The 25,768-nt window shown below is 72.5% G+C and carries 26 protein-coding genes; 9 read left to right on the top strand and 17 right to left on the bottom strand.

The features are described from left to right. Nucleotides 1-136 precede the first annotated feature (136 nt). Both IE107_RS11710 and IE107_RS11705 read right to left on the bottom strand, forming a co-directional pair. Entirely contained in the window at nucleotides 137-1,471 is a 1,335-nt protein-coding gene (locus IE107_RS11710; protein WP_189543663.1) for an MFS transporter, read from the bottom strand. Then, the gene (locus tag IE107_RS11705) at nucleotides 1,471-2,067 is read right to left on the bottom strand and encodes an ArsR/SmtB family transcription factor (RefSeq protein WP_189543662.1); all 597 of its coding nucleotides are present in this window, start codon (nucleotides 2,065-2,067) and stop codon (nucleotides 1,471-1,473) included. Before IE107_RS11705 ends, IE107_RS11710 begins: the two co-directional genes overlap by 1 nt. Nucleotides 2,068-2,191: 124 nt before the next feature. On the opposite strand from IE107_RS11705, the gene IE107_RS11700 reads away from it, so the two are divergent. From IE107_RS11700 to IE107_RS11685, 4 genes are all read left to right on the top strand, one after another. Further along, complete coding sequence (locus IE107_RS11700) at nucleotides 2,192-2,932, top strand: VOC family protein (RefSeq protein ID WP_189543661.1); 741 nt, start codon at nucleotides 2,192-2,194, stop codon at nucleotides 2,930-2,932. A 256-nt stretch (nucleotides 2,933-3,188) separates the two neighbouring features. Then, nucleotides 3,189-3,686, top strand: a complete 498-nt coding sequence (locus IE107_RS11695; RefSeq protein WP_189543660.1) for a peptidylprolyl isomerase — start codon at nucleotides 3,189-3,191, stop codon at nucleotides 3,684-3,686. A 106-nt stretch (nucleotides 3,687-3,792) separates the two neighbouring features. Then, nucleotides 3,793-4,302 (top strand): hypothetical protein, encoded by a 510-nt coding sequence (locus tag IE107_RS11690; RefSeq protein ID WP_189543659.1) that lies wholly within the window; start codon nucleotides 3,793-3,795, stop codon nucleotides 4,300-4,302. Between the two features lie 78 nt (nucleotides 4,303-4,380). Continuing rightward, nucleotides 4,381-5,124 carry a Clp protease N-terminal domain-containing protein gene (locus IE107_RS11685; RefSeq protein WP_189543658.1) on the top strand — a complete coding sequence of 248 codons (744 nt, stop codon included), beginning with the start codon at nucleotides 4,381-4,383 and terminating at the stop codon, nucleotides 5,122-5,124. A 322-nt stretch (nucleotides 5,125-5,446) separates the two neighbouring features. On the opposite strand, the gene IE107_RS11680 is transcribed toward IE107_RS11685, so the two are convergent. Continuing rightward, nucleotides 5,447-6,022: a histidine phosphatase family protein gene (locus IE107_RS11680; RefSeq protein WP_189543657.1), complete on the bottom strand. Its 576-nt coding sequence runs from the start codon at nucleotides 6,020-6,022 to the stop codon at nucleotides 5,447-5,449. A gap of 145 nt (nucleotides 6,023-6,167) precedes the next feature. After that, the gene (locus IE107_RS11675; RefSeq protein WP_189543656.1) at nucleotides 6,168-7,637 is read right to left on the bottom strand and encodes an aminotransferase-like domain-containing protein; all 1,470 of its coding nucleotides are present in this window, start codon (nucleotides 7,635-7,637) and stop codon (nucleotides 6,168-6,170) included. Here IE107_RS11675 and IE107_RS11670 point away from each other — a divergent pair. Then, a complete protein-coding gene (locus tag IE107_RS11670; protein ID WP_189543655.1) occupies nucleotides 7,636-8,634 on the top strand; it encodes a DMT family transporter in 999 nt (332 codons plus the stop codon). The genes IE107_RS11675 and IE107_RS11670 overlap by 2 nt on opposite strands. Before the next feature lie 85 nt (nucleotides 8,635-8,719). Then, entirely contained in the window at nucleotides 8,720-8,932 is a 213-nt protein-coding gene (locus IE107_RS11665) for a DUF1918 domain-containing protein (protein WP_189543654.1), read from the top strand. 98 nt (nucleotides 8,933-9,030) lie between these two features. Here IE107_RS11665 and IE107_RS11660 read toward each other — a convergent pair whose 3' ends face one another. Beyond that, nucleotides 9,031-10,323, bottom strand: coding sequence for a glycoside hydrolase family 10-like protein (locus IE107_RS11660; RefSeq protein ID WP_189543653.1), 1,293 nt, complete (start codon nucleotides 10,321-10,323; stop codon nucleotides 9,031-9,033). A gap of 189 nt (nucleotides 10,324-10,512) precedes the next feature. On the opposite strand from IE107_RS11660, the gene IE107_RS11655 reads away from it, so the two are divergent. Then, nucleotides 10,513-11,373 (top strand): 3-hydroxybutyryl-CoA dehydrogenase, encoded by an 861-nt coding sequence (locus IE107_RS11655; RefSeq protein WP_189543652.1) that lies wholly within the window; start codon nucleotides 10,513-10,515, stop codon nucleotides 11,371-11,373. 71 nt (nucleotides 11,374-11,444) lie between these two features. On the opposite strand, the gene IE107_RS11650 is transcribed toward IE107_RS11655, so the two are convergent. The 9 genes from IE107_RS11650 to infC form a co-directional block, all read right to left on the bottom strand. Further along, entirely contained in the window at nucleotides 11,445-11,975 is a 531-nt protein-coding gene (locus IE107_RS11650; protein WP_189543651.1) for an NUDIX domain-containing protein, read from the bottom strand. Between the two features lie 156 nt (nucleotides 11,976-12,131). After that, nucleotides 12,132-13,481, bottom strand: a complete 1,350-nt coding sequence (locus tag IE107_RS11645) for an NsdA family TPR-like regulatory protein (RefSeq protein ID WP_189543650.1) — start codon at nucleotides 13,479-13,481, stop codon at nucleotides 12,132-12,134. A gap of 425 nt (nucleotides 13,482-13,906) precedes the next feature. Beyond that, the gene (gene pheT / locus IE107_RS11640) at nucleotides 13,907-16,420 is read right to left on the bottom strand and encodes a phenylalanine--tRNA ligase subunit beta (RefSeq protein ID WP_189543649.1); all 2,514 of its coding nucleotides are present in this window, start codon (nucleotides 16,418-16,420) and stop codon (nucleotides 13,907-13,909) included. Next, nucleotides 16,420-17,547, bottom strand: a complete 1,128-nt coding sequence (gene pheS, locus IE107_RS11635) for a phenylalanine--tRNA ligase subunit alpha (protein WP_189543648.1) — start codon at nucleotides 17,545-17,547, stop codon at nucleotides 16,420-16,422. The genes pheT and pheS overlap by 1 nt, the downstream gene beginning before the upstream one ends. A 143-nt stretch (nucleotides 17,548-17,690) precedes the next feature. After that, nucleotides 17,691-18,854 (bottom strand): sensor histidine kinase, encoded by a 1,164-nt coding sequence (locus tag IE107_RS11630; protein ID WP_189543647.1) that lies wholly within the window; start codon nucleotides 18,852-18,854, stop codon nucleotides 17,691-17,693. Nucleotides 18,855-18,957: 103 nt separating this feature from the next. Further along, on the bottom strand, nucleotides 18,958-19,788 hold the full coding sequence (locus tag IE107_RS11625) for a TrmH family RNA methyltransferase (RefSeq protein WP_189543646.1): 831 nt from the start codon (nucleotides 19,786-19,788) through the stop codon (nucleotides 18,958-18,960). Nucleotides 19,789-19,916: 128 nt separating this feature from the next. After that, nucleotides 19,917-20,300, bottom strand: coding sequence for a 50S ribosomal protein L20 (rplT, locus tag IE107_RS11620; RefSeq protein WP_189543645.1), 384 nt, complete (start codon nucleotides 20,298-20,300; stop codon nucleotides 19,917-19,919). Between the two features lie 107 nt (nucleotides 20,301-20,407). Further along, nucleotides 20,408-20,602, bottom strand: a complete 195-nt coding sequence (gene rpmI, locus IE107_RS11615; RefSeq protein ID WP_189543644.1) for a 50S ribosomal protein L35 — start codon at nucleotides 20,600-20,602, stop codon at nucleotides 20,408-20,410. A 120-nt stretch (nucleotides 20,603-20,722) separates the two neighbouring features. Further along, nucleotides 20,723-21,409, bottom strand: a complete 687-nt coding sequence (infC, locus tag IE107_RS11610) for a translation initiation factor IF-3 (protein WP_229866850.1) — start codon at nucleotides 21,407-21,409, stop codon at nucleotides 20,723-20,725. A 353-nt stretch (nucleotides 21,410-21,762) separates the two neighbouring features. On the opposite strand from infC, the gene IE107_RS11605 reads away from it, so the two are divergent. Then, nucleotides 21,763-22,125, top strand: coding sequence for a DUF1844 domain-containing protein (locus IE107_RS11605; RefSeq protein WP_189543642.1), 363 nt, complete (start codon nucleotides 21,763-21,765; stop codon nucleotides 22,123-22,125). Nucleotides 22,126-22,195: 70 nt separating this feature from the next. Here IE107_RS11605 and IE107_RS11600 read toward each other — a convergent pair whose 3' ends face one another. Next, nucleotides 22,196-22,972 (bottom strand): SseB family protein, encoded by a 777-nt coding sequence (locus IE107_RS11600; RefSeq protein WP_189543641.1) that lies wholly within the window; start codon nucleotides 22,970-22,972, stop codon nucleotides 22,196-22,198. 12 nt (nucleotides 22,973-22,984) lie between these two features. Here IE107_RS11600 and IE107_RS11595 point away from each other — a divergent pair, with 12 nt between their 5' ends. Further along, nucleotides 22,985-23,149, top strand: a complete 165-nt coding sequence (locus tag IE107_RS11595; protein ID WP_189543640.1) for a hypothetical protein — start codon at nucleotides 22,985-22,987, stop codon at nucleotides 23,147-23,149. A 98-nt stretch (nucleotides 23,150-23,247) separates the two neighbouring features. On the opposite strand, the gene mycP is transcribed toward IE107_RS11595, so the two are convergent. Next, on the bottom strand, nucleotides 23,248-24,435 hold the full coding sequence (gene mycP / locus IE107_RS11590; RefSeq protein WP_189543639.1) for a type VII secretion-associated serine protease mycosin: 1,188 nt from the start codon (nucleotides 24,433-24,435) through the stop codon (nucleotides 23,248-23,250). Continuing rightward, nucleotides 24,432-25,334: a hypothetical protein gene (locus IE107_RS11585; protein WP_268246584.1), complete on the bottom strand. Its 903-nt coding sequence runs from the start codon at nucleotides 25,332-25,334 to the stop codon at nucleotides 24,432-24,434. Before IE107_RS11585 ends, mycP begins: the two co-directional genes overlap by 4 nt. Between the last annotated feature and the right edge of the window lie 434 nt (nucleotides 25,335-25,768).

Below are 25,768 nucleotides of genomic sequence, written 5' to 3'. Positions count from 1 at the left end.
TCGGCCCTTTGGCTCTGGAGTCGGCCGCGCCGAGCGTCCAGGTCGGCCCGCAGGAGGGCTGAGGACGTCCGCCCTGCGGTGCCGCTCCGCGAGCACCGCAGGGTGACCGCCGGTCGGGGCGACGGCGCGGCCGGCCCTATGAGGCCGGCTGGGCGGCGTCGGCGGATGCGAGCGGCCCCGCCGAATCGGCTCGCCCCTTGCCGCGGTGACGGTCCATCTCACGCCATTCCGGACGCAAACCGGCGAGGTTGGTGGTCAGGAAGTACACGATGCCCGCGACCACCAGCACCGGCGTGAGGCCGAGGCCCGTGACGGCGACGCCGGCGAGCAGGCCGCCCAGCGGAATCCCGGCCCAGGACATGGCCTGACCGATGCCGCGGACACGCCCCAGCAGCTCCGGCGGGATCCGCTCGTACGTGACCGCCCCGACGATCGGGTTGATGAAGCCACCTCCGAAACCGCCGGCGCCGACGACCACCGCCACCACCCACAGTGGCGCCCCGGACGCGAGAACGAGGAACCGCGGCGCCCCCGCGACCAGCCAGCCGAGGAAGAACACCGGACGGCGCCGCAGCCGGTGCGCCACCGCAGCCGCGGCAAGGCTTCCCGCGGTCGCCGCGATGCTGAACGCCACCATGATCAGTCCGATCGCGCCCGCTCCATGGCCGGACTCCTTCGCCCACACGGGTATGAACACCGCAACACATGCGGCGTCCAGCAGATTCGTGACACCGATCATCGCGTTGAGCGTCAGCAGCAGCCGCTCCCGGGAGAGGAACGCGAAGCCTTGTCGAAGGCTGCGCCAGTAGCCGGCCTCCACAGTGCCCGCGTCCGCTCCTTGCGTCGCGCTGCGTTCATGGGGCCGCCCCATGCCGCGCGGCAGAACGACGGCGACGATCAGTGCCCCCGCCGCGAAGCAGGCCGCGTTGACGCCCAGGCCGGCCATCGGCCCGACCAGCGCCACCAGGGCACCTCCGGCGGCGGGACCCACGGTCCCGGACAGCCGCTCGACCACACCCTCCAGACCGGTCGCCCGCTCCAGCGGCAGCCCGCAGCGCTCCGCCGCCTCCGGGACCATGACCTCCTTCGCCAGATCCCCGGGGCTGCGCACGGCACCGATGACGGCGACCAGTGCCAGCAGCGCTCCGAACGACAGCACGCCCTGGAGATGCAGCAACGGGATCAGCAGGGCGGCAGCAGCGCTGACGACGTCCGCAGCCCAGGAGACGCGGCGCGGACCGGCCCGATCGACCAGTGGCCCGGTGAACGCCTTGATCACCACGTACGGGCCCATCTCGCAGAACGCGACCAACCCGGCCTGGGTGGCGCTGCCGGTCGTGGTGAGTACGAACCACGGGATGGCGATGGCCGAGATCCGGGTGCCGCTCTGCGCGATCAGCAGCGCCGCGAGCAGCCCGGCCAGTGGCCGCATCCGCGTGAGACCGGCCTTCTGTGCCCCTGCGGCCGCCATCAGTTGCCCGCGTCCTGCTCGGTGGTTTCGACCTCCGGCAGCACATGCACATTCACCCAGACCCGCTCGGCGCCCCGGGGCTCCTGCGCCCCGTCCGCCCGCCGGTACCGGTCGATCACCGACCAGATCTCCGTCCGCATCTCCCGGGCCTGCGCGGGGGTGAGCCGCAGCGCGTCATCGCTCATGTCGAACGCCTCCCGCCATGTCCGCGGCATTGTCTGCAGGCCGTTGAGTGCCTGCTGGCTGCGCAGGGTGTAGGTGTTGTGGATCGACTGGAGATAGGCCAGCGCCGCCTCGGGCTCCCGCTCGGCGAATTCGTCGATCTCCAACCGGGTGCGCTCGTGCACCGAACGCCACCACCGCTCCCGGGCATTGCCCCGCTCGGTGTCCTCGGCGACGAAACCGGCCGCCGCCAGCTGCCGCAGGTGGTAGCTGGTCGCCCCGGAGTTCAGGCCCAGGCGCTCGGCCAGCTGCGTGGCGGTGGCCGGACCATGGAGCCGTAGCAGACCGAGGAGCTGAACACGCACCGGGTGCGCCAGTGCACGCAGGCCCTTGGCGTCGAGTACGACGGCCTTCTCTGCAGGAATCTCTGTCATACCCAGCACGGTAGACCGCAAAGAGAAGCTTGCAAAGATTTACTTGCGAAGATTTCTTTGCGGTTGCTCTCGGGTGACTGCGCGTGCGGATGCCGTCGCAGAGCGGGTGCATAGGATCACCGGCATGGCACTGCGACCTGTTCAGGTGAACATAAAGGCTCTCGACGACTCGGCGGTCGGCCGGTTCTGGGCGCAGGCACTCGGCTGGAGTGCCCGCAAAACCGGCGTGACCACCCATGTGGGGCCGGGCGGCGACCCCGTCCGGCCGGACCCGGTCGCCGTCTGCGTCGACGCCGTCCCCGTCGCGGAACCCAGGACAACGACGAAGAACCGTGTGCACCTCGATCTCGCCACCACCTCGGCGGCCCATCAGGCGGAGCTGGTCGCACGCCTCGGGGCTCTCGGTGCGACGCCCGCCCACGTGGGCCAGGGCGAAGTACCGTGGACAGTCCTCGCCGACCCCGAGGGCAACGAGTTCTGCGTGCTGGAGCCCCGGGAGATCTACCGGGACACCGGGCCGATCGCCGCGGTGGTGGTCGACTGCGCGGATCCGCGGGCCATGGCCCGGTTCTGGGGTGAGGCGACGGACTGGTCCCTGCACGAGGTGACCGACGATCGTGCGGTCCTGCGCTCCGCCAGGGGCATCGGCCCGTATCTCGAGTTCCTCCGTACGCCCGGCGTGAAGACCGTGCCGGACCGCGTCCATCTCGGCCTGCTGCCCTACCCCGGTGACGACGGAGCAGCGGAGGTCGCCCGGCTGCGGGCCCTCGGCGCCACCGACCTCGACCTCGACCAGGGCGACGTCCCGTGGACGTGCCTGGCCGACCCGGAGGGCCACGAGTTCTGCGTCCTCGCCCCGTCCTGACGAGGAGCCCTGACGGCACCCCGGCACGTGAGCGGTCGCCGGTCCGGGCGCCCGACTCCCCCGGTGACCGGAACAGAAGGGGCGGGTATTTCCAGGTGCACCCGTCCACGGGTCCCGGCGCGGGACCGCGGGCCGGGCTCCGGAAAAGGCCGTGGCACGCGTGCGGGAGCGCCACGAGCGGGCGGACGCCGCCCGAGCGGGCCCGACAGCCGTGCCCGCCCGTACGCGCCGAACGAGTCGATGTCAGGATGGTTCCATGACGAGCAAGGTTTACTTCGACATCACCATCAACGACGAGCCCGCCGGGCGGATCACGTTCAAGCTGTTCGACGACATCGTTCCCAAGACCGCGGAGAACTTCCGCGCGCTGGCGACGGGCGAGAAGGGCTTCGGTTACAAGGGCTCCTCGTTCCACCGCATCATCCCCGACTTCATGCTGCAGGGCGGTGACTTCACCCGGGGCGACGGCACCGGCGGCCAGAGCATCTACGGCGCCAAGTTCGCGGACGAGAACTTCCAGCTGAAGCACACCAAGCCGGGCCAGCTGTCCATGGCCAACGCCGGCCCCAACTCCAACGGCTCGCAGTTCTTCATCACGACGATCGTGACGTCGTGGCTGGACGGCAAGCACGTGGTCTTCGGCGAGGTCGACGACGAGGCCGGCATGGAGCTGGTCAAGAAGATCGAGGCGCTCGGCTCGCAGAGCGGCCGCCCGTCCGCGAAGATCACCATCGCGGACTGCGGCACTCTCTGACCCGCACCCGCTGAACGAGCGCGCCGCCCGGCATTTCCCGCCGGGCGGCGCGCTCTGTCGTACCGGCGGCCGCACGGCCCCTGCCCCCGCTCGCTACGGTGTCGGGATGGGGAACACATTCCACGGCGGGGGCCGCAGTCTGTCCATGTCCAACGGGAGCACGGACGTCTTCGTCGACGTGCTCGTGCTGGCCGTGTCCGATCTTGCCGAGAGCGTCTGGGAGTACCGCTTCGCCACCCTGCTGATCCTGCAGGACCAGAGTGCCGTGGGGCGGGGGGTGGTCGGGTTCGACCTGGAGGAGATCGACTGGGGCAGCTCCCCCGGTGAGCAGGCCGCGGCGAAGGACTTCGTCCTGCGGCTGATCGATCTGGCCCTGCGCAGGCACCGGTGGGACGAGCTGGGGTACGAACCACCCTTCGCCGAGGGGTTCCTGCGGCAGTACCGGGAGATGGTCGAGGCGTTCGACCCCGCCGACGCCGAGCCACAGAACGCCCTTTCCCCCTTTCCCGGCCCGGAGGAGGCCGCCATGGCCTCGTGCGTACGGCACCGCGTGCTGTGCGCGCCGGCGTACTGGGAGGCATGCGTCTTCTGCAACGCATCGGAGTCGCCCTGCTGATGCCGCGGCGCATCGCCCCATCGGCCTCGCTGTCAACCGACGGTTGACAGCGAGGGGCCGTCAACCTACGGTTGACACATGGTGAATCCCGTACGCCCGACGCATCCCGTACGCCTCGACGACTTGATCGAGGCCATCAAGAAGGTGCACACCGACGCCCTCGACCAACTCTCCGACGCAGTGATCGCCGCGGACCACCTCGGTGACATCGCGGACCATCTGATCGGCCACTTTGTCGACCAGGCCCGGCGCTCGGGCGCCTCCTGGACCGAGATCGGCAAGAGCATGGGGGTGACCAGGCAGGCGGCCCAGAAGCGGTTCGTGGCCAAGGATCCCGGCGAGGTGTCGGATCTCGACCCCAGCCAGGGTTTCAGCCGCTTCACCGAGCGCGCCAGAAACGTCGTGATGGCCGCGCAGAACGAGGCCCGCGCGGCCCACAACGACGAAGTGGGCACCGAGCACCTGGTGCTCGGGCTGCTCAGCGAGCCGGAAGGGCTGGGCGCCGCGTTCATCACGGCGCAGGGCGTCACACTGGAGGCCGCCCGCCGGGCCGCGACCGAGGCGCTGCGGCCCGCCGTCGACGGCGAGCTGCCGGATCTCGTCCCGTACGACGCCGCGGCCCGCAAGGCACTGGAGCTGACGTTCCGGGAGGCCCTGCGGATGGGGCACAACTACATCGGGACCGAGCACATCCTGCTCGCTCTGCTGGAGCAGGAGGACGGTGCGGGCGTGCTGACGGGTCTCGGTATCGACAAGGCGACCGCCGAGGCGGGCATCGCCGAGGCCCTCTCCCTCCTCACCGGCTCGCGCGAGGACGGCTGAACGAGGCGCCGGGTCCGCCGGACGCCCCGGCGGCCCGGCGCTGCTCGCCGCCGGCCCCACCGCAACGAATTCCGGCCAGTGCGCGGCGACCGGGGCGGCGAGGCCCGTACGGCCCCCGGCCGACCGGTGCCGGGGTGCCCCGAGCGGTCGCCCTTGTTCGCTCACCGGACGCTGACCAGGACCTCCCGTTCCCGGAGCGGACGCGGACACCGTTCGGCCCGACCGCTCCGGAAGCGGACCACGGGCCCGCGGACTGTACGGCGACCGCCGCGCCCGGCTCCTCGCGCTCCCCGGAATTCTCCGGAAAGTCCTTCAGAAAATTTCAGCGCACTCCCGCTTCGAGCCTGAGACTCCAGCGGCCCGGCACACCCGTGAGCGTCACGGTGGAGAGCGGCCCGACGTCCACGTTCCAGTACGCCGAGGGCGGCGCCTTGAGCGCGTAGACGAGCGCCGCCCGGACGACCGCCGGTTCGGCGACGGCGACGATGGCGCCGTCGCATGCGGGGCGGGTGTCCAGCCAGCCCCCTATCCGCGAGATGAACGCGAGCAGCGGTTCACCGCCGTGCGGGGCGGAGCGCGGGTCCGCGAGCCAGGCGTCGACCGCTGCGGGTTCGCATGCGGTGACGTCGGCGAGGGTGCAGCCGCGCCAGCGGCCCATGTCGCAGTCGCGCAGGGCCGGTTGGACGAGCGGGGCGAAGCCGAGCGCGTCGCCGGTCGCGCGGCTGCGCGGAGTCGGCGAGCAGTAGCGCAACTCGGCGGCGCCCAGCGGCATGAGAGCGGGCGCGGCGAGCCGTATCTCGTACAGACCGGTGTGGTCGAGCGGCCGGTCGTCGTCGAAGCGCTCGGCGAGCAGGGCGGAGCTGCGTGCCGCGGCGACCAACGAGACTCTGGAAGTCATGGCGGTGATCGTGGATCCGAACACCCTTCCGGTCAAGAGGGCCTTCACGACTCCTTCCGGCCCGGCCGGGCCCGCCGCGGATCCGGCGGCGCCTGCCCTCGATTGGCTGGAAGCAGCCTTCTCAGGGACCGTACGGGCCACCCGGTCAGGGCCGGAAACCACCCGCGGAACCGGTCAGCACTTCGTCGCAGGCGGTGCGCAGCCGACGGACCCCCTCGGCGATCTCGGCCGCCCCGGCGGCCGCGGCAAAGCTCAACCGGATCTGCGGGGACGGGGGTTCCGCGCAGAAGTACGGGCGGCCGGGCGCGATCGCGACGCCCGCCCGCAGGGCCGCCGAGACCACCGCGGACTCGTCCGTACCGGCCTCCGCCTCGGGCAGCCGCAGCCACAGACTGCCGCCCCCGGCGGGAATGTGCGGGAGCGAGAGGGCGGGCAGTTCCCGGCTCAGGGCCGTCGTCATGGCGGTGCGGCGGTTCTTCAGCCCGGTCGCCACGGCACGCAAATGGTGGCCCCAGGCCGGAGACCCGACGAGTTCGAGCGCGGCCTCCTGGAGCGGCCGGGGGACGAAGAAGCTGTCGACGACCTGGATGGCCCGCAGCCGGCCCAGCACCGGCCCGCGGGCGGCGAGCGCACCCACCCGCAGGCTCGGCGAGGCGATCTTGGTGAGGGAGCGGACATGGACGACCACCCCGTCCGGGTCGTCGGCGGCCAGCGGTGCGGGCAGCGGCCCGGCGTCCTCGTGGACCAGTCGGCGCGCGAAGTCGTCCTCGACGACGAACGCGCCCGCCGCGCGGGCGATCCGGACGACCTCGGCACGCCGGCCGGGGGCGAGTACCGCGCCGGTCGGGTTCTGGAAGAGCGGCTGGCAGACGAAGACACGGGCGCCGGTGGCCCGGAACGCGGCGTCGAGCAGCTCCGGCCGTACGCCGTCGGCGTCGACCGGCACCGGCACGGGCCGCAGTCCGGCGGCGCGGGCGACCGCCAGCATGCCGGGGTACGTGGGTGACTCGACCAGCAGCGGGGCGCCGGGCGGGGCGAGGGCGCGCAGTGCGGTGGCCAGGGCGCTCTGGCCGCCCGCGGTGATCAGCACATCGGCGGCGGTGAGCGCGGGCCCGATCTCCCGGGCGAACCAGGACCGCAGTTCGGTCAGGCCGTCGGTGGGCGGCCGGCCCCAGGCGCCGGGGCGGCGGCCGGCGCGGGCGAGGGCGGCGGCGAGCGCCCGCTCCGGCTGGAGCGAGGAGTGGAGGTAGCCGCCGTTCAGCTCGATGACCCCGGGCGGCGGGGCGGCGAGCGTGACCAGGACCCCGGAGGCGTCGACGGTGCGCGGCACCGCCTCGGGGCCGCCGTCGCCGCTGAGGGAGACCTCCTGCCAGGAGGTGTCGCCCGGCGGGGGCACGTCGGCACGGGGCTCCGCCCGGAAGGCACCCGAGCCGGGCCTGGTGACCACGAGGCCCTCGGCGACGAGCTGGGCGATCGCCCGGGAGACGGTGACCGGGCTGACCCGGAAGCGCTCCACGAGAGCCCGACTGGACGGCAGCTTTCCACCAGGTGAGTAGCGGTTCAGCTCACTCCGGAGAGATTTGACCAGTTCAGCGACACTGCTACGCTCGTGCATGAGAGTCGAGGATAGCGCTACCAGCAAGAACACGATAGCGATTGGTTCGCCGACCGGCGCCGCTGCCGGCCACGGGGCCGACCCTGCGGCCGACAGCGGGACGGGCCGCACCACCGCCTCCGGGGCGAACCGGGGCGGGATCCTTCTCGCCGGACTCGGCGTCCTCGCCTTCTCGCTGACCTTTCCCTCCACGGTCTGGGGCCTGGAGAGCTTCGGCCCCTGGTCGCTGGTGGCGCTGCGCACCCTGCTCGCCGCGGTGATCGCGGGCGGTGCGCTGCTGCTGGGACGCGTCGCGGTGCCGGACCGCCGGCACTGGGCCGGGCTCGTCGTCGTCGCCGCGGGGGTGGTGATCGGTTTCCCGCTGCTGACCACACTGGCGCTGCAGACCTCGACGACCTCGCACGCGGCCGTGGTCGTGGGGCTGCTGCCACTGACCACCGCGGTGTTCTCCTCGCTGCGGACGGGAGCGCGGCCGCCGCGCGCCTTCTGGGCCGCGGCGCTGGCCGGCGCCGCCGTGGTGATCGCGTTCACGGTGCAGCAGAGCGGGGGCGAGCTGTCCGGCGGCGATCTGTATCTGTTCGGTGCGCTGCTGGTGTGTGCGGCGGGGTACACGGAGGGGGGCAGGCTGGCCCGGGTCATGCCTGGCTGGCAGGTGGTCGGGTGGGCACTGGTGCTCTGTCTGCCGCTCGCGGTGGCGGGGGCGGCGGTCGCGCTGCCGGCCGAGCCGGTCCGGCTGACGGCGCACGGGGTGATCGGCCTGGTCTGGGTGGCGGTCGTTTCGACCTTCCTGGGCCTGTACGTCTGGTACCGGGGGATGGCCGAGATCGGGGTGCCCCGAGCCAGCCAGCTCCAGCTCGCCCAGCCGTTGCTGACCCTGGTGTGGTCGTTCTTCCTGCTCGGGGAGACGATCGCGGCGGCGGCACCGGTGGCGGCCCTCGCAGTGCTCGTCTGCATCGCCGCTACCCAGCGGGCGGGGCGGACCCGGCGTCCGCGGTGAGGCCGGGACCGCTCCACCGGGCGAAGTCGCCTTTCGGTCATAGACTTGTCGACATGGATCGCCACCCGTGAGGAGGTCAGTCCCGATGGAGGCACACACGGGCGACCGGCTGCTGATACACGGCAGGACCGTGGGGCAGCACGACAAGGTCGCAGAGATCGTCGAAGTGCTCGGTGCCGGGGGCACTCCCCCGTACCGCGTCCGCTTCAAGGACGGACACGAACACCTGGTTTCACCCGGTCCCGACAGCGTCGTACAGCACACCCACGGCCGGAAGCAGGCTCCGGAGACTCCGTAGCGGCCTCCGGCGGGCGGCACTGCTCTTCGCCCCGGGCCGCGGGCGGGCCGGCCGGTTCCCCGGCGGCCCGCCCCGACACCGCGTCCGCTCCGCTGCTGTCAGCGGGGCGGGCGCGCCCGGTTGCGGTAGTGGTCGCCGACCACCCGGTCCATGGCTCCGATCCGGTCCGTGACCACGTTCTTCCCGGAGAAGTAGACGTGACCGCGCACCTGGTCGTACCCGGCGGCGAAGGCCAGGTGCCGGGAGAGTTCGGCCGGGTCCTGCCAGGCGGCGGGCTGGGCGGGGTCGCCGGCCTTGTAGAGCGCCTCCCCCACGAACAGGTCGACGCCCGTGCCGCGCACGGTCTCGCTCCACCAGGGCAGCAGCTTGGCGTAGTCGGCGGCGGCGAAGCCGATGTTCCAGTAGATCTGCGGGCAGATGTAGTCGATCCAGCCCTTCCTGACCCAGCCGCGGGTGTCGGCGTACAGATCGTCGTAGGTCTGCACCCCCGCCCTGGTGTCGGAGCCGAGCGGGTCGGTCGCGGCATTGCGCCAGACCCCGAACGGGCTGATCCCGAACTGGACGTTCTTCTTGATCTTCTTGATCCGCTCGGCGGTCTCGCGCACCAGTTTGTCGGTGTTGTCGCGCCGCCAGGCCGCCTTGTCCGGGAAGGCCGCGCCGTACTTGGCGTACGTGGCGTCGTCGTCGAAGAGCTGTCCGGCCACCGGGTAGGGGTAGAAGTAGTCGTCCCAGTGCACGGCGTCGATGTCGTAGCGGCGGACCGCGTCGAGCATCGCGTCCTGGACGAAGCGGCGGACCTCGGGGATTCCGGGGTTGTAGTAGAGCTTCCCGCCGTACGGCAGCACCCAGTCGGGGTGCCGTCTGGCCGGGTGGGTGGCGACCAGCCGGGACGGGTCGGTGTGGTTGGCGACCCGGTACGGGTTGAACCAGGCGTGCAGTTCCAGGCCTCGGCGGTGTGCCTCGCTGACGGCGGTGCCCAGCGGATCCCAGCCGGGGTCCTTGCCCTGGACGCCGGTGAGGTACTGGGCCCACGGTTCGTAGGGCGAGGGCCACAGCGCGTCGGCGGTCGGCCGGACCTGGAGGATGACGGTGTTCAGCCGCCGGGCCACGGCCTCGTCGAGGTACGCGATCAGCTCGGCGCGCTGCGCGGCCGCCGTCAGACCGGGCGCCGAGGGCCAGTCGAGATTGGCGACGGTGGCGACCCACATGCCGCGCAGCTCGCGCCGTGCGACATGGCGGCCGCCCGTACGGGCGGTCGCCCCGATCCGCTCGGCGCCGGTCCGCCGGGGCGGAACAGCGACGGCCTCACCCGCCGCGGTGACACCGCTCACCACCCCCGCCACCACCCCGGCCGCACCCGTCACAAAGCCTCTTCGGCCCAATTGCCGCATTTCGCTGCACCTGCCGTCTCTCTGTCCGCTTCCGTCACCCGGGTATCAGGGCGCAACGCAGAGCATGCCCGCCCCGGCCCACGATGACCCCTGGGGCGCGGAGTAACGTCGGGGAGTCGGGGCGGGCACCGGAATCAGACGGGAACCTGCGACACGCAGAACAGCGAAAGGCACGAGGTGACGGACTCTATGGCCGACATTGCACGCGTCGGAGTGGTGGGCTGTGGCCAGATGGGCGCGGGTATCGCGGAGGTGTGCGCGCGCAGCGGTCTCGAGGTCCTCGTGGCCGAGACCACCGGCGAGGCGTTGGAGATCGGCCGCACCCGGCTGCACAACTCTCTCTCGAAGGCCGCCGAGCGCGGCAAGATCACTGCCGAGGAGCGCGACGAGACACTCGCCCGGCTGAGCTTCACCACGGACCTGGGCGAGTTCGCCGACCGCGATCTCGTCATCGAGGCCGTCGTCGAGAACGAGCAGGTCAAGACCGAGATCTTCCAGGTGCTCGACCAGGTGGTGACGCGGCAGGACGCGATCCTCGCCTCGAACACCTCCTCCATCCCGCTGGTGAAGCTGGCCGTGGCGACCTCCCGCCCGGACCAGGTCATCGGCATCCACTTCTTCAACCCGGCGCCGGTGCAGAAGCTCGTCGAGCTGATCCCCGCGCTGACGACGTCCGACGAGACGGTGAAGCGCTCCGAGGCCCTGGTGCAGGACGTGCTCGGCAAGCACCCGATCCGCGCCCAGGACCGCTCGGGCTTCGTCGTCAACGCGCTGCTGATTCCGTATCTGCTCTCCGCAATCCGGATGTTCGAGTCGGGGATCGCCAGCCGTGAGGACATCGACAACGGCATGGAGCTCGGCTGTGCCCATCCCATGGGCCCGCTCAAGCTCTCCGATCTGATCGGCCTCGACACGGTGGCCTCGGTCGCCGACTCGATGTACGCGGAGTTCAAGGAGCCGCTGTACGCCGCTCCCCCGCTGCTCCAGCGCATGGTGGACGCGGGCAGGCTCGGCCGCAAGACCGGCTCGGGCTTCTACCCGTACTCCTGATCCTCCTTCGTGCCCGTACGGGGCCGGGCCGGGCGATCCCCGGTCCGGCCCCGTTCGCGGTCGGCGACGGCTCAGCCGAGCCGTAAGTGATGGAGCATCATCAGCCCGGCCGCCATGCCCGCGGCCGGGACCTCGCCACGGGCGATCATGTCGGGCACCAGCTCGAGCGGTATCCACTCGCGGCGCGAGGACTCGAAGGCGTCGCCGGGCGGGCCGGTCCAGCCGGCCTCCTCGGACCAGTAGAGGTGGTGCCGGGCATCGGTGAGGCCGTTCGACGGCTCCACCGTCAGCAGCGGGTGCAGCGGCCCGGGGCGCCAGCCGGTCTCCTCCTCCATCTCCCGTGCGGCGGCGGCCTCGACGTCCTCACCGTCCTCGACGACGCCCGCGGCGAACTCCCAGCCCCAGCTGTCCGTGATGAACCGGTGCCGCCACAGCAGGAGCACCTCGTCGGCCTCGTTGACGACGGTGGCCGCCGCGACGGGGCGGAGCCGGATCAGATAGTGGTCGAGACGGCGGCCACCGGGAACGACCACATCCGCCAGATTGACCCGGAACCAGCGGTTCTCATACACAGTTTGTTCGTTCAGATTCGCCCATTGCACGTTTCTGCCACCTTTCGACAAGTAGGTGGCAACATCGCAGCAGGAGCGGCATCGGAACGGAACGTACCGGTCCTCCTGGCCACGAACGGGGGCGCGCGGGGCCGCGCCGGACACGTACGTATGCGCCGGGCACGTACGTATGCGCCGGGTACGCGCTCACAGCGGTACGCGCAACGCCCCGTCGATCAGTTCGGCCGCCCGCCCCGCGTCGGCGCAGCCGCTCGCCACCAGATCCGCGCGCACGGCGCGCAGCCGCTCGCGCAGCCGCCGCGACTCCATGCCCCTGGCCCGCTCCGCCATCTCCGCGGCCGTGGCCGCCGCCCGGTCCGCCTCGCCCTGGCGCAGCTCGATATGGGTCAGCATGGCCAGCCGGTGCACCCGGCCCCGGTCGTGCGCCGGGATCCGCACGGCCTTGGCCGCGTGCTCCCTGGCCCCCGGCAGATCACCGATGCCGAGGAGCGCCTCGGCCACCTGCACATCGACCAGGCCCGGCTGGACGTACCCCGTCTCGTCCGGTTCATGGCCCGGCCTGATCCGCTCGGCCTCCGACTCGGCCCGCCGGATGCACTCCAGGGCGCCGCTCGCGTCGCCGAGGCGGGCGTACGCCTTGGCCTGCATCGCGTACAGGTCGGCGGCGAGCGCGGGGCTGATGTGGCCTCCGGCGCCCCGCAGCGCCGCCTGGGCGAAGGCCACGGACTGCCGGTAGTCGGCGAGGTGGAGCGACTGGTTGACCAGCAGGGCGACCACATAGCCGCCGAACCCCTTGTCCCCGCTGGACTTGGCCAGCCGCAGCGCCTGGTGGAAGTAGCGCTGGGCCGGCCCGTGCGCGTCGGAGTCGTAGGCGCAGATCCCCGCGACCGCCACCAGACCGCCCGCCGCCCGGTGCAACCGACGGCCCATCGCGTCGGTGCAGCCGCCGCGCAGCAGCGGGGCCGTCTCGGCGTTGAGGAAGCCGACGATGCGGGATCGGGTCGCGATTCCGCCTGCCCGGCGGTACATCAGTTCGTAGTGGGCACGGGCCGCGCGCAACATCACTATGTCGGCCATGGAGACGCGGCCCGGTCCGCCGCGCGAGACATCGGCGTCCTCCGGCGGGTTCTCCCACTCCCAGACCGGCATCACCGCCGAGGTGCCGGTGACGGCGGCGGGAGCGAGGCCCTGCGGGCGCTGTGCCTCGTCGGAACGCCACAGCGCGGTGGCCCGGTCGACGAAGCCGGTGAGCGAGGAGGCGGGCCCGGCCGCGCCGGTGCCCGGGGTCGCCATACCGATGTCATCCAGCGAGACGGGCCTGGTCAGCCGGTTCCCGAGCACCTCGCAGATCAGGTCGGGCACCTGGCCGCGCGGACGCTGCCCCTTCAGCCAGCGGGCCACGGCCGTGTGCTCGTACCGCAGGCGCAGCCCGCGGGAGCGGCCGGCCCGGTTGATGTGCGCGGCGAGACCCGCCCGGGAGACGCCTGCCTCCTCGATCAGGGCAGCCAGCAGGATGTTGGGCTCCGTTGCCCCCATGTGCCCCTCCGGTGGTTCGGCACGCCGAGGCGTGTCGCACCAGTGCAGCACGATTCACACGGGGTGTGAACGCAATGCCCGAACCGTCCCGCTGCGCACCCTGTTGCGCCGACGCGGGGGTCGGTTGAATCAGTCGTCTCGCGAGAGGCGGACGGGTCGTCTGCTCCCCCTCGTACGGCACGACGACCCGCACCCGCACCGTCCGCCCTGCCGACCTGCCCGACACTCCGTGGCAGCGCGGACGGTGCCGGACCGCACGGCCCACTGCCCACGGATCGGAGGGTGGCTGCGGGGTCGGCTCGGACCCCGGGTCCTCCCGGTCCGCGCCGGGACCCGGGTGCGGTCCTCACCTCTCGGCGAGCACACAGGAGGGGCGCACCCGGTCGCGCCGGATGCGCCCCTCCTCGCCGTGTCGGCGCGGGACGCTACGCGCCCCGCAGCACCGCGCCCGTCCGCTCGGCGGCGAGGGCCACCGCCGCGTCGCGCGCGGCCGTCGCCTCGTCGACGGTCAGCGTGCGGTCCGCCGCGCGGAAACGCAGCGCGTACGCCAGGGACTTGCGGCCCGCACCGATCTGCTCACCGGTGAAGACGTCGAACAGCCGCACCGATTCGAGCAGTTCGCCCGCGCCCTCGCGCAGCGCCCGCTCCACGTCGGCGGCCGGGACGTTCTCCGCGACGATCAGCGCGACGTCCTGGGTCGCCACCGGGAAGGCGGAGATCCGGGGCGCCCGGAGCACGCCGTCGACAGCCTGTTCCAGGACGTCGAGCTCGACCTCGGCGGCACAGGTCCGCTCGGGCAGGTGGAGCGCCTTGACGACCCGCGGGTGGAGTTCGCCCGCGTGCCCGAAGAGCGTCTCCTCGCCGTTCACGGTGACGTACAGCGCGGCGCAGCGGCCCGGGTGCCACGGGGCGTGCTGGTCGGCGCGGACGGTCACCTCGACGCCGGCCTCCCGGGCGATGCTCCGCGCGGCCTCGACGGCGTCCGCCCAGGTCGCCGGGGTGCCCTTGCCCCACCAGCCGGCCTGCTCGCGGGCGCCCGCGAGCACGACCGCGGCGCGGCGCGGCTGACGCGGCAGCGAGGCGTCCAGCCCGGCGATCTCCTCGTCGGTGGGACGGCGGTCGACGGGCAGCCGGACGGCCTTGGTCTCGGCGCCGGTCGGCCTGAAGACCAGACCGGTCTCGAAGAGCGCGAGGTCGTGGCTGCCGCGGCCGTCGTTGCGCCGCAGTGCGCCGAGCAGGCCCGGCAGCAGCGTGGTGCGCAGCGCCGGCTCCTCGTCGGAGAGCGGGTTGACGAGCTTGACGGTGCGGCGGCGGGCGTCGTCGGCGTCGAGCCCGAGCTGGTCGAGGACGGCGTCGCCGATGAACGGGTAGTTCAGCGCCTCGACGTAGCCGGCTCCGGCGAGCGCCCGGCCGACCCTGCGGTACAGCCGCTGGCGGTCGGTGAGCCCGCGGCCGGACGGCGGGGTCGGGAGGGTGGACGGGAGGTTCTCGTAGCCCTCCAGGCGGATGACCTCTTCGGCGAGGTCGTTCGGCTCGCTGAGGTCGGGGCGCCAGGACGGCACGGTGACGATCAGCTCGTCCTGTCCGTAGACGTCGCAGCCGACCTCCTGGAGGCGGCGCACGACGGTCTCGCGGCCGTAGGCCACACCGGCCACCCGGTCGGGGTGGTCGGCGGGCATCGCGATGGTGCGGGGCGCCGACGGCGCGCTGAGCTCGGTGACCCCGGCCTCGGCGGTGCCGCCGGCGAGCAGCACCAGAAGGTCGACGGTGCGCTGCGCGGCGGCCGCGGCGGCCTGCGGGTCGGCGCCGCGCTCGAAGCGCTTGGACGCCTCGGAGGACAGCTTGTGGCGGCGCGCGGTCCGGGCGATCGAGATCGCGTCGAAGTGCGCGGCCTCGATGACGACCTCGGTGGTGCGGTGCTCGCCGTCCTGGATGTCCGCGATCTCGGTGTCGGCACCGCCCATGACGCCCGCGAGGCCGATCGGACCGCGGTTGTCCGTGATGACCAGGTCCTCGCCGTCCAGGACGCGGACCGTGCCGTCGAGGGTGGTGAGCTTCTCGCCCTGCTGGGCGCGGCGCACCCCGATCGGCCCGTCGATCCGGGTGCGGTCGTAGGCGTGCAGCGGCTGGCCGAGCTCCAGCATCACGTAGTTGGTGATGTCGACGGTGAGCGAGATCGGGCGCATCCCGGCCTTCTGCAGCCGGCGCTGCAGCCAGATCGGGGACCGGGCCTCGGGGTCCAGGCCGACGACGGTGCGGGCGGTGAACCGGTCGCAGCCGATCGGGTCGCCGACCTTGACCGGGTAGCCGTACGCGTTCGGCGCGGGCACGTCCAGCAGCGCCGGGTCGCGCAGCGGCAGCCCGTACGCGATGGCGGTCTCGCGGGCGACGCCGCGCATGGAGAGGCAGTAGCCGCGGTCGGGCGTGACGGCGATGTCGAGGACCTCGTCGACGAGCTGGAGCAGCTCGATCGCGTCGGTGCCGGCCTCGTGCTCCGGCGGCAGCACGATGATGCCGTGCGTGCCGTCGTCGCCCATGCCGAGCTCGTCGGTGGAGCAGATCATGCCGTGCGAGGTCTTGCCGTACGTCTTGCGTGCGGCGATCGCGAAGTCGCCGGGCAGCACGGCGCCCGGGAGGACCACGACGACCTTGTCGCCGACGGCGAAGTTGCGGGCGCCGCAGACGATCTCCTGCGGCTCGCCGGTGCCGTTGGCGTCGCCGACGTCGACCGTGCAGAAGCGGATGGGCTTCTTGAAGCCCTCCAGCTCCTCGATGGTCAGTACCTGTCCGACGACCAGCGGGCCCTTGAGGCCGGCGCCGATCTGCTCGACGGTCTCGACCTCCAGCCCCACGGCGACGAGCTTGGCCTGTACGTCACGGCCGGTCTCCGTCGCCGGCAGGTCGACGTACTCCCGCAGCCAGGAAAGCGGGACGCGCATCAGATCTCCATCCCGAACGGCCGGGTGAACCGGACGTCACCCTCGACCATGTCTCGCATGTCTTCTACGTTGTGGCGGAACATCAGCATCCGTTCGATGCCGAACCCGAAGGCGAATCCGCTGTACTTCTGGGGGTCGACGCCGCAGGCGATGAGCACCTTGGGGTTGACCATGCCGCAGCCGCCGAGCTCGATCCAGCCCTCGCTGCCGCAGGTGCGGCAGGGACGGTCCGGGTTGCCGACGGACGCGCCGCGGCAGACGAAGCAGACCATGTCCATCTCGGCGGACGGCTCGGTGAACGGGAAGAAGTTCGGCCGCAGCCGGGTCTTCATGTCCGGGCCGAAGAGCGCCTGGACCATGTGGTCGAGGGTGCCCTTGAGGTCGGCCATGGTGAGGCCCTCGTCGACGGCCAGCAGCTCGATCTGGTGGAAGACCGGGGTGTGCGTCGCGTCGAGCTCGTCGGTGCGGTAGACGCGGCCGGGGCAGACGACGTAGACGGGCGGCTCGCGGTCGAGCAGGGAACGGGCCTGGACCGGCGAGGTGTGGGTGCGCAGCACGACACCGGACTCGTCGTTCCTGGCGCCGTCGGCACCCTGGACGAAGAAGGTGTCCTGCATCTGCCGGGCCGGGTGGTCGGGCACGAAGTTCAGGGCGTCGAAGTTGAACCACTCCGCCTCGACCTCGGGGCCCTCGGCGATCTCGTAGCCCATGGCCACGAAGACGTCGGCGACGCGCTCCATGATGGTCGTCAGCGGGTGGCGGGCACCGGCCGGGGTGCGGTCGTGGGGCAGCGTGACGTCCACCGCCTCCTCGACCAGCACGCGGGCGTCCCGCTCGGCCTCCAGCTCCGCCTGGCGGGCGGCGAGGGCCTTGCCGACGGCGCCGCGGGCCTGGCCCACGCGCTTGCCGGCCTCGGCCTTGGCCTGCGGCGGCAGCGCGCCGATCTCGCGGTTGGCGAGCGACAGCGGCGAGGTGCCCCCGGTGTGCGCGGTCTTCGCCTGGGCGAGCGCGTCGAGGTCACCGGCGGCGGCGAAGGCGGCGAACGCCTCGTCCCGCATGCGCTCGATCTCTTCCGGTTTCAGTGCCTCGACCTCGACTGGGTCGTACGACTTGTTCGGTGCCGACATCTCTTCCCGTGCTTCCGATTGGCTGGTACTGCGCTTACCGGGGATGCCCCGGACCCCCATGGCCCCGATCGACGACTGGAGGACGCAAAGGTGCCAAAGGTCGAGTCTAAGGGCCGGAGGATGTGTGGAGGCCCGTGGGCCGCTCAGACCATGTAGGCCGGCGCACTCACGGGCAGGATAAATCGGAATTCCGCGCCGCCGCCGGGGCCGCGCCCGACCGTGATCGTACCGCCGTGCGCCTCGACGATGCCCTTGACGATGTAGAGGCCCAGGCCCGTGCCACCGCGCTTGCTCCCCCGCCAGAAGCGGGTGAAGACACGGCCCATCGACTCCTCGGGGATGCCGGGGCCTTCGTCGCTCACGGTGACGGCCGTTCCCTTCTCGTCGCTCTTCGCGGGTGCGGGTGCGACTTCGATGGTGACGGTTCCCTCGCCGTGGCGCACCGCGTTTTCCAGCAGGTTGCCGAGCACCTGGTCGACCTTGTCCGGGTCGGCCCAGACCGTGGGCAGCGGCTGGCAGGTGCGGACGAGGAAGCGGTCGGGGGTCTGACCGCTCGCGGTGAGGGCCTGGATGTGGCGTTCGACCGCGGCGGAGAGGTCCACGGGCTGGCGGCGCAGCTCCAGGCGTCCGGAGTCGATCCGGGAGATGTCCAGCAGCTCGGCGATGAGCCGGGTGACACGGCCGGCGTCGGCGTCGACCGTCTCCAGCATCAGGCGCTTCTGGTCGTCGGTGAACCGCTCCCATTTGGCGAGGAGGGTCGCGGTGAAGCCCTTGACGGAGGTCAGCGGGGAGCGGAGCTCATGGGCGACCGTCGCGATCAGCTCGGCGTGGCTGCGCTCGTTGCGGCGGCGGGCCTCGGTGCCGCGCAGCGAGATCACCACGCGGCGCACCGGACCGGTCGGGTGCTCGCGCACGTAGCGGGCGGAGACCAGGACCTCCCGGCCGCCGGGCAGCAGCAGATTGCGTTCGGGCTGGCCGACCCGGGTGGCGAGGCCGCCGTAGGGATCGGTCAGGGGCCACCAGCGGCGGCCCTTGAGGTCCTCCAGCGGCAGTGCGTGCTCCAGGGAACGGCCGAGGGCCGCGGCCCGGGGCACCGCGGTGATCCGGGCGGCGGCGGAGTTGAAGCAGATGACCCGGCCCGTCTCGTCGGCGACGACCAGGCCGTCGGGCAGGTCGTCGGGATCGATGCCCGTGCCGACGGCTCCGAGCTCCCGGCTCCCGTCCGGTTCACCGGCCGTGCCAGGGGGTTCACAGGCGCGCACGACGGCCGCATGTGCCTCGCGCGGCCTGCTCATGCCGACAGCCATATCCCGTACCCCACCTCTCGAACCGGTGCAGTGGGCCCCCGAGTTCGCCACCCTACTAGTCGTCGGTGACGGAGCGACACCCTGCGGTGGCGCGGAGGCGCGATCACCTCGGGCGCTGGGCCCTCGCGGAGGCGTACAGACAGACCGCCGCGGCCGTCGCGAGGTTGAGGCTCTCCGCCTTGCCGTGGATGGGCACTCGTACGACGGCGTCGGCCAGCGCCCGGGTCTCCTCCGGCAGGCCCCAGGCCTCGTTGCCGAAGACCCAGGCGGTCGGACCGCCCATGGTGCCCGCGTCGAGCTCGTCGTCGAGGTCGTCGTCGCCCGCGCCGTCGGCGGCGAGAATCCGTACGCCCACCGCCCGCAGACCCTGCACGGCCTGCTCGACCGGAACGCCGACGGCCACCGGCAGATGGAAGAGCGAACCGACCGAGGCCCGCACGGACTTCGGGTTGTAGAGGTCCACCGAGGCATCGGTGAGCACGACGGCGTCGGCCCCCGCGGCGTCGGCGCAGCGCAGCACCGTACCGGCGTTCCCGGGGTCGCGTACGTGGGCGAGGACGGCGACGAGTTTCGGCTTGGCGGCGAGGATCGCGTCGAACGGCGAGTCGAGGAAGCGGCAGACGCCGATCAGGCCTTGCGGGGTGACGGTCTGCGACACATCGGCGAGCACATCGCTGTCGGCGAGGTGCACCCGGGCGCCGGCCGCGTGGGCGGCGGCGACGATGTCGGCGTACCGCTCGGCCGCCTCGACAGTGGCGAACAGCTCGATCAGTGTCGGCCCGCCGTCGCTGCCGCGGTGCTCGGCGGCCTCGCGCACGGCCTGCGGCCCCTCGGCGATGAACCTGCGCTCCTTGCCGCGGAAGTTGCGCTTGGCCAGCCGCCGGGCGGCGGCGACGCGCGGTGATCGCGGGGAGATCAGTTCGGGGGTGCCCATGGTCGGCGGCGAGCCTCTCTGCGCGTACGGAGGTGACGGAGTTGCGGAAATGTGTCGTGCAACGCACCGGACCCGCAGACGGCGAGCGCCTGCGGGTCCGGCTCAGAAGACAGGAAGTGCGACCTGGATCAGGCGGCCTTCGGGGCGTTGACGTCGCTCGGGAGGGCCTTCTGGGCAACCTCGACGAGGGCGGCGAACGCGTTGCTGTCGTTGACCGCGAGCTCGGCCAGCATCTTGCGGTCCACCTCGATGTTGGCGGCCTTCAGACCCTGGATGAGGCGGTTGTACGTCATGCCGTTCTGACGGGCAGCGGCGTTGATGCGCTGGATCCACAGCTGACGGAAGTCGCCCTTGCGCTTCTTGCGGTCGTTGTAGTTGTAGACGAGGGAGTGGGTGACCTGCTCCTTCGCCTTGCGGTACAGGCGGGAGCGCTGACCCCGGTAACCGCTGGCCTGCTCGAGGATTGCCCGGCGCTTCTTGTGAGCGTTTACTGCCCGCTTGACGCGTGCCACTTTTTAACTCCTTGTAGCGGGGCCGTGGTTGGACTCACACGGCCCGGAAACGAATTGGTCCCGGTCTGTCGAGTGCGCCGCCCACGGGTTCACCGCGGGCCGCGGACTCACTTGCCGAGAAGCTTCTTGATCTTCTTGGCGTCGGACGGAGCCACTACGACCGTGCCGGTCAGCGAGCGGGTCTTCTTGGACGACTTGTGCTCAAGAAGGTGGCGCTTGCCTGCGCGCTCACGGAGCACCTTGCCGGAGCCGGTGACCTTGAAGCGCTTGCTGGCACCGCTGTGCGTCTTGTTCTTCGGCATCGCGCCGTTCTCTCCTCGTCAGTGGCGCCCCTCGCGGTGCGGGCACCGGGCAGCAGGGGCGTCAGATCTTGGTGGATTTCCGGGGGGACCCGGGGCCGCCTGGATGGCGGCCCCTTGAGGTCACGCCTCGGAAGGTGTCTCGGCCGGAGCCTCGGGCTGGGCCTGCGCAGCCTCGGCGTCGGGGGTGGAACCCTGACGCCCCGCCTTGCGGGCGGCCTGGGCCTCGCGGGCCTCGGCCATGGCTTCGGTCTTCTTCTTGTGCGGGCCCAGAACCATGATCATGTTCCGGCCGTCCTGCTTCGGGTTGGACTCGATGAAGCCGAGTTCCTCCACGTCCGAAGCCAGACGCTGGAGCAGTCGGAAGCCCAGCTCAGGGCGGGACTGCTCACGACCACGGAACATGATCGTGATCTTGACCTTGTCGCCCTGCTTGAGGAACCGGACGACATGACCCTTCTTGGTGTCATAGTCGTGCGGGTCGATCTTCGGCCGGAGCTTCATCTCCTTGATGACCGTGTGCGCCTGGTTCTTGCGCGCCTCACGGGCCTTCATGGCCGACTCGTACTTGAACTTCCCGTAGTCCATGAGCTTGCACACGGGCGGACGGGCGGTCGCCGCCACCTCGACCAGGTCGAGGTCGTACTCCTGTGCGAGTTCCAGGGCCTTGGCAAGCGGAACAATCCCGACCTGCTCGCCGCTGGGACCGACAAGTCGCACCTCGGGAACGCGAATCCGGTCGTTGATGCGGGGCTCGGCGCTGATGGATCCTCCTCGGTAGCACCACGCGGCCGCCTGGCGGACAGCCACGTAACGTCTGTTTCGTGAGACCAACCGCACCAGCGCAAGAAAAATGCCCCGGACGGGACACAGGCGGGGCTCCTGGAACAACCGGAACCACCGCGGTCAACCGCGGGGCGCATCGGGCGGTCCCATCGTCCGTACGGAACGATGGTCACCGCCTGACCGGATGACCCGCCGCCCTGAAGGACGGCCAGGTGGGAGATCGGAGCCTCCACTTGTGGGCCAGGCACATAGCTGCCCAGCCGGTCGTTACACAAGGCTAGCAGCTCCCCCGGGCGTGCGCTAACCCGCTGTCTCCTCGCCGTCCGTGACCGTTCCCGCGCGCGGGAAGGCTCCGGCGTGGGCCTATCGTATGGCGCATGAGTGACGCGACCCCCACCAGTGATTCCCCCGGCTTCGACGACATGGCCCGCGACATCGCGGAGGTGCCCGCGGTCGAGGTGATCGTGACGGTCGCGGTCAATCTGATGAGCGCCGCCGCCGTGAAGCTCGGGCTGACCGAGGACGGCGACGACCACAAGGACCTCGACGAGGCCCGCAAGCTGGTCCATGCACTGGCCGGCCTGCTGGACGCCAGCGCCACCGAGATCAGCTCCTTCCACGCGGCCCCGCTGCGGGACGGCCTGAAGTCGCTGCAGCTCGCCTTCCGCGAGGCCTCGCTGGTGCCGGACGAGCCCGGTCAGGGCCCCGGCGAGAAGTACACCGGCCCGGTCTTCGGCTGAGCGCCTCCCCGTCCCCACGAGTGAGCCCCCTGCCCGGTCCGGGCAGGGGGCTCACCGCGTAGTACCGCGCTCAGCGGGTGAACAGGGGCTCGCCCGGCGCGGCGGCGTCGGCCGGCAGCAGCGCCAGGTCCAGTCCGCGCACCAGGCGGGCGCGCAGGACCTCGTCGGCCGCCAGCAGTTCCGCGACCCGGCGGGCCGCTTCGGCGGGGTCCGCGCCGGGGGCGAGGACGAGGGCGAGGGTGCCGTCGGCCCGGCCGGGGCCGAGGTGGGCCCGGAGCACGGCCGGCTCGGCGGCGACCGCGTTCCGCACCGCCGAGGTGACGGCCGGGTCGTCCAGCGGGTCGGCGCTGGTGCGGCCCTCGGCGAGGGCGAGCAGTGCGGGGCCGGTCAGCTCGAAGGCGACCGGCCCTGCGAGATCGAGGACGACCGTGTCCGCCTTCTCGTGCGCGGCGGCCTGCAGCGCCTGGTGCAGGGGTACGGCGACGGGGCGGGCCTGCGGGTCCCAGCGGGCCAGTGATTCGGTCGAGGTGAAGGCGGGCAGGGCTCGGCGGTCCCCTGCCTGGAGGGTGGGAACCGCCATGTCGCTGGTCTTCTCGCGACGCAGTCCGCTCCCCCGTCTCCCACCGCCGCCCTTGCCGGACGCTTCGCGGCTCGCCCCGTCGTCCTCCTCCACCTCCCCGAGCACGGCGACGACCGGGACCAGGAGCCTGGTGCCCTTGAGGGCTTCGAGTACCGGGCCGACGGCCTCGCGGTCCTCGGCCCAGGCGGCCAGCGCCTCGGTCAGTGCCGGGTCGGCCGTGCCGTCGTCGTCGGAGTATCCGGGGTCCGGAATGTTCTTCTGCGCCACAGGGCGAGCGTAGTGCCTGGGCTTTCCCGCCCCGCCGACAGGTCGGCATCGGGCCGGCCCCGCGACCGGGTCCGTATCGTCGGCCCCGGCGACGAGGAGCGACGAGGAGTGTCGGGGACCGCGCTGGTCGAGGCGGTGGCGAAGGTCGCGGTGGGAGTGCTCGGCACCGCACGGTGAGCGGGCGCGGCGGGCACCACCGCGCGGCGCGGACGCGGGGCGCCGGGAGTGCGGAGAGGTGGTCCGGGCCTCGTCAGGCCGGCGCGGTCCGGGCCCGTTCAGCCCCGTACGGCGGCCGGGCCTCGGCCCCTGTCGCGCCAGAGCACCACGGCCAGGGCCAGCAGCACCGCTCCGAGGCCGCCCGCGCCGACGGCGAGCCAGCCCGCGGGGCTGCTTTCGTGGCGCTCGGGAGCCGGGCCGGTGCCGAAGTACCGCTTCCGGTAGCCGGTCTCGGCGGATTCGGCGCTCAGACCGGCTCGGCTCGGCGCGGCTCCGGCCTCGATCGCCGCGGCGGGGTCGACGATTCCGTACCCCCGGGCATCGTCGCGGCCGGACGCCGGGGCGCTGCGAGCGGTCTCCGTGAGGAGTTGCTTGATCTGGACGGGGGTCAGTCCCGGGTGCGCGGCGCGGACCAGCGCGACCGCGCCCGAGACGAACGCGGAGGCGGCGGAGGTGCCCCACTCCACGTAGTACTGGTGGTCGGGTGCGGCGACGACGATGTCGACCCCGGGGGCGCTGACGGTGGCGTACCAGCGGCGGGTCGAGAACGCCGCGTGGGTGCCGTACCGGTCGACGGCGGTGACCGCGATCACGCCGGGGTAGGCGGCGGGGTACGAAATGTGGTCGCCCTTCTCGCCCCCGTTGCCGGCGGAGGCGACGACCACGGCGCCCTTCTTCAGCGCGTACTGGATGGCGGCATCCTCGCCCGGCTCGGGGTGTGCGGACTTGCTGTCGTCGCCGAGGGAGAGGTTGATGACGTCGGCGCCGTGGTCGGCGGCCCAGCGGATGCCGTCGGCGAGGGCCGTGCCGCGTGACGCGCGGGCCTTGGCGCGGGCCGGGTCGGAGGCTTCGAGGATGACCCGGACCGGGAGGATCTTCGCCTCGGGCGCGATGCCGAGCACTCCGTCGTCGCGCCCCGCTCCATGGCCGTGGCCGGCGATGATGCCCGCCATGGCGGTGCCGTGCCGGGCCCAGGAGCGGTCGCCGCGGCGGGCGCCGAAACCGATCATGTCCTTGCCGGGGAGCACCTGGCCGGCCAGGTCGGGGAGGCTGCCGTCGACTCCGGTGTCGACGACGGCGACGGTGATCCCGCGGCCCTTCGTGGTCTGCCACGCCTTGTCGGTGTGGAGCGCCTGGAGGCCCCACTGCTGGTCCCGGATGGCATCGGCCCTGGCGGGCAGCGCGGGCAGGAGCGCGAACGCGGTGGCGGCGCAGACCGCGCCCAGGGCGCGGTGGCGGCGGCTCATTCCGGCTTCTCCGTGAGGTCGGTGACGGTCCGGCGCAGGCCGCGCTCGATCCGGTCGGCGATGCCCTCGGCCTCGTGGCCGAGCCCGGCCTGGGCGGCGGCCGTCGTGGCGTTCGCGGCCATGGCCTTGTCGGCGGGCTGCGGGTCGGTGACGGCGCGCCCGTCGGCGAAGCCGGACACGGCGAACACGACGACGGGCACCTCGGTCAGTACGTGGACCGTCCAGCTGGCGCGCTGCCGGTCGCCGAATCCGGCGGCGGCCGTGCCCTTGACGGGATAGGTGCGGGGCATCAGATCGGTGCGCCCGCCGAGGAGCTGGTCGGCGAAGCGGGCGCTCAGCGCCTTCATCGCCGCCGCGTCGCCCTCGGTGAAGATCACCCCGACCGTGGTGACGCTGCTGCGGGTGGCGTCGGTGTAGGTGGCGCGGAGCAGGCGCTCGCAGCCGACCGGGCCGAGTGCCCTGGCCAGCAGCGGGTCCAGGGCCGCCCGGCAGCCGCCGTCCGGGGCCACGGCGATCCGTGTCCAGATCCGGTCGGCGCCGCCGGGGCCCGCTCCGTCACCGGTCAGCGTGCGCGGGAAGAGGGTGTCCACGGGGACGCTGTGCCAGGCGGAGCGGCCCACGGTGTAGGCGCTGTGAGCGGCGGCGTCGGCCGAGGAGTCGCTGGTGAGCCAGGCGCCGGTGGCCGCGCCGCCGATCAGTCCGAGCCCGAGCACGACGCAGGCCGCGGCGGCCGCGGTCCTGGCGGGGTGACGGGTACGGATCGGGCGCAGCCGGGTCGTGGTCTCGGCGGGCGTCTCGGGGCGGGGCCCGCGGTACGGCTGCGACAGCTGGTAGGGGTGCGGGACGTGGGCCCGTCCGGCCGGGGGCGGGGTCGCTCCGGGGCGCGGGGTGAGATCCACGGCGCCGACGGGACGCCGACGGGTGGCAGCGGGTGGCTGCTCGGGGCGCGGCGGGGCGATGGGGGGCGCAGTGGCGGGAGTCGGAGCTGCGGCAGGCGCGTCGGAGGGCGGGGGCACGGGCCGGAGCCGGGCCGTGGTCTCCACGGGCGGGGCGGGAGCCGTGGGCGGTGGTGTGGCCGGGCGTTGTGGAAGGGGTGCGCCTGCAAAGGGCGTCGCCGGGTCCTGTGCCGGGGGCGCCGGTGGCGGGGTCGTGGGGCGGGGCGGGACGGGAGCGCGCTGCGCCTCGGTACTCATCCGCCCCCCTGGTCCCATTCCGTACCGTGCGCGGATCGACGTCACAGGCAGGCCCGTTGGTTGCCGCGTCCCGTCACTCTACGGGGTGGGACGCCCCCGGCGGGAGCCAGCCGTCCCGCCCCGGACGATCTGCGCAGATC

The sequence above is a fragment of the Streptomyces gelaticus genome (assembly GCF_014649535.1).
GTDB lineage: Bacteria > Actinomycetota > Actinomycetes > Streptomycetales > Streptomycetaceae > Streptomyces > Streptomyces gelaticus.
Note: the sequence above shows the minus strand (reverse complement) of the source record. Positions and strands in the feature narration are given on the sequence as shown.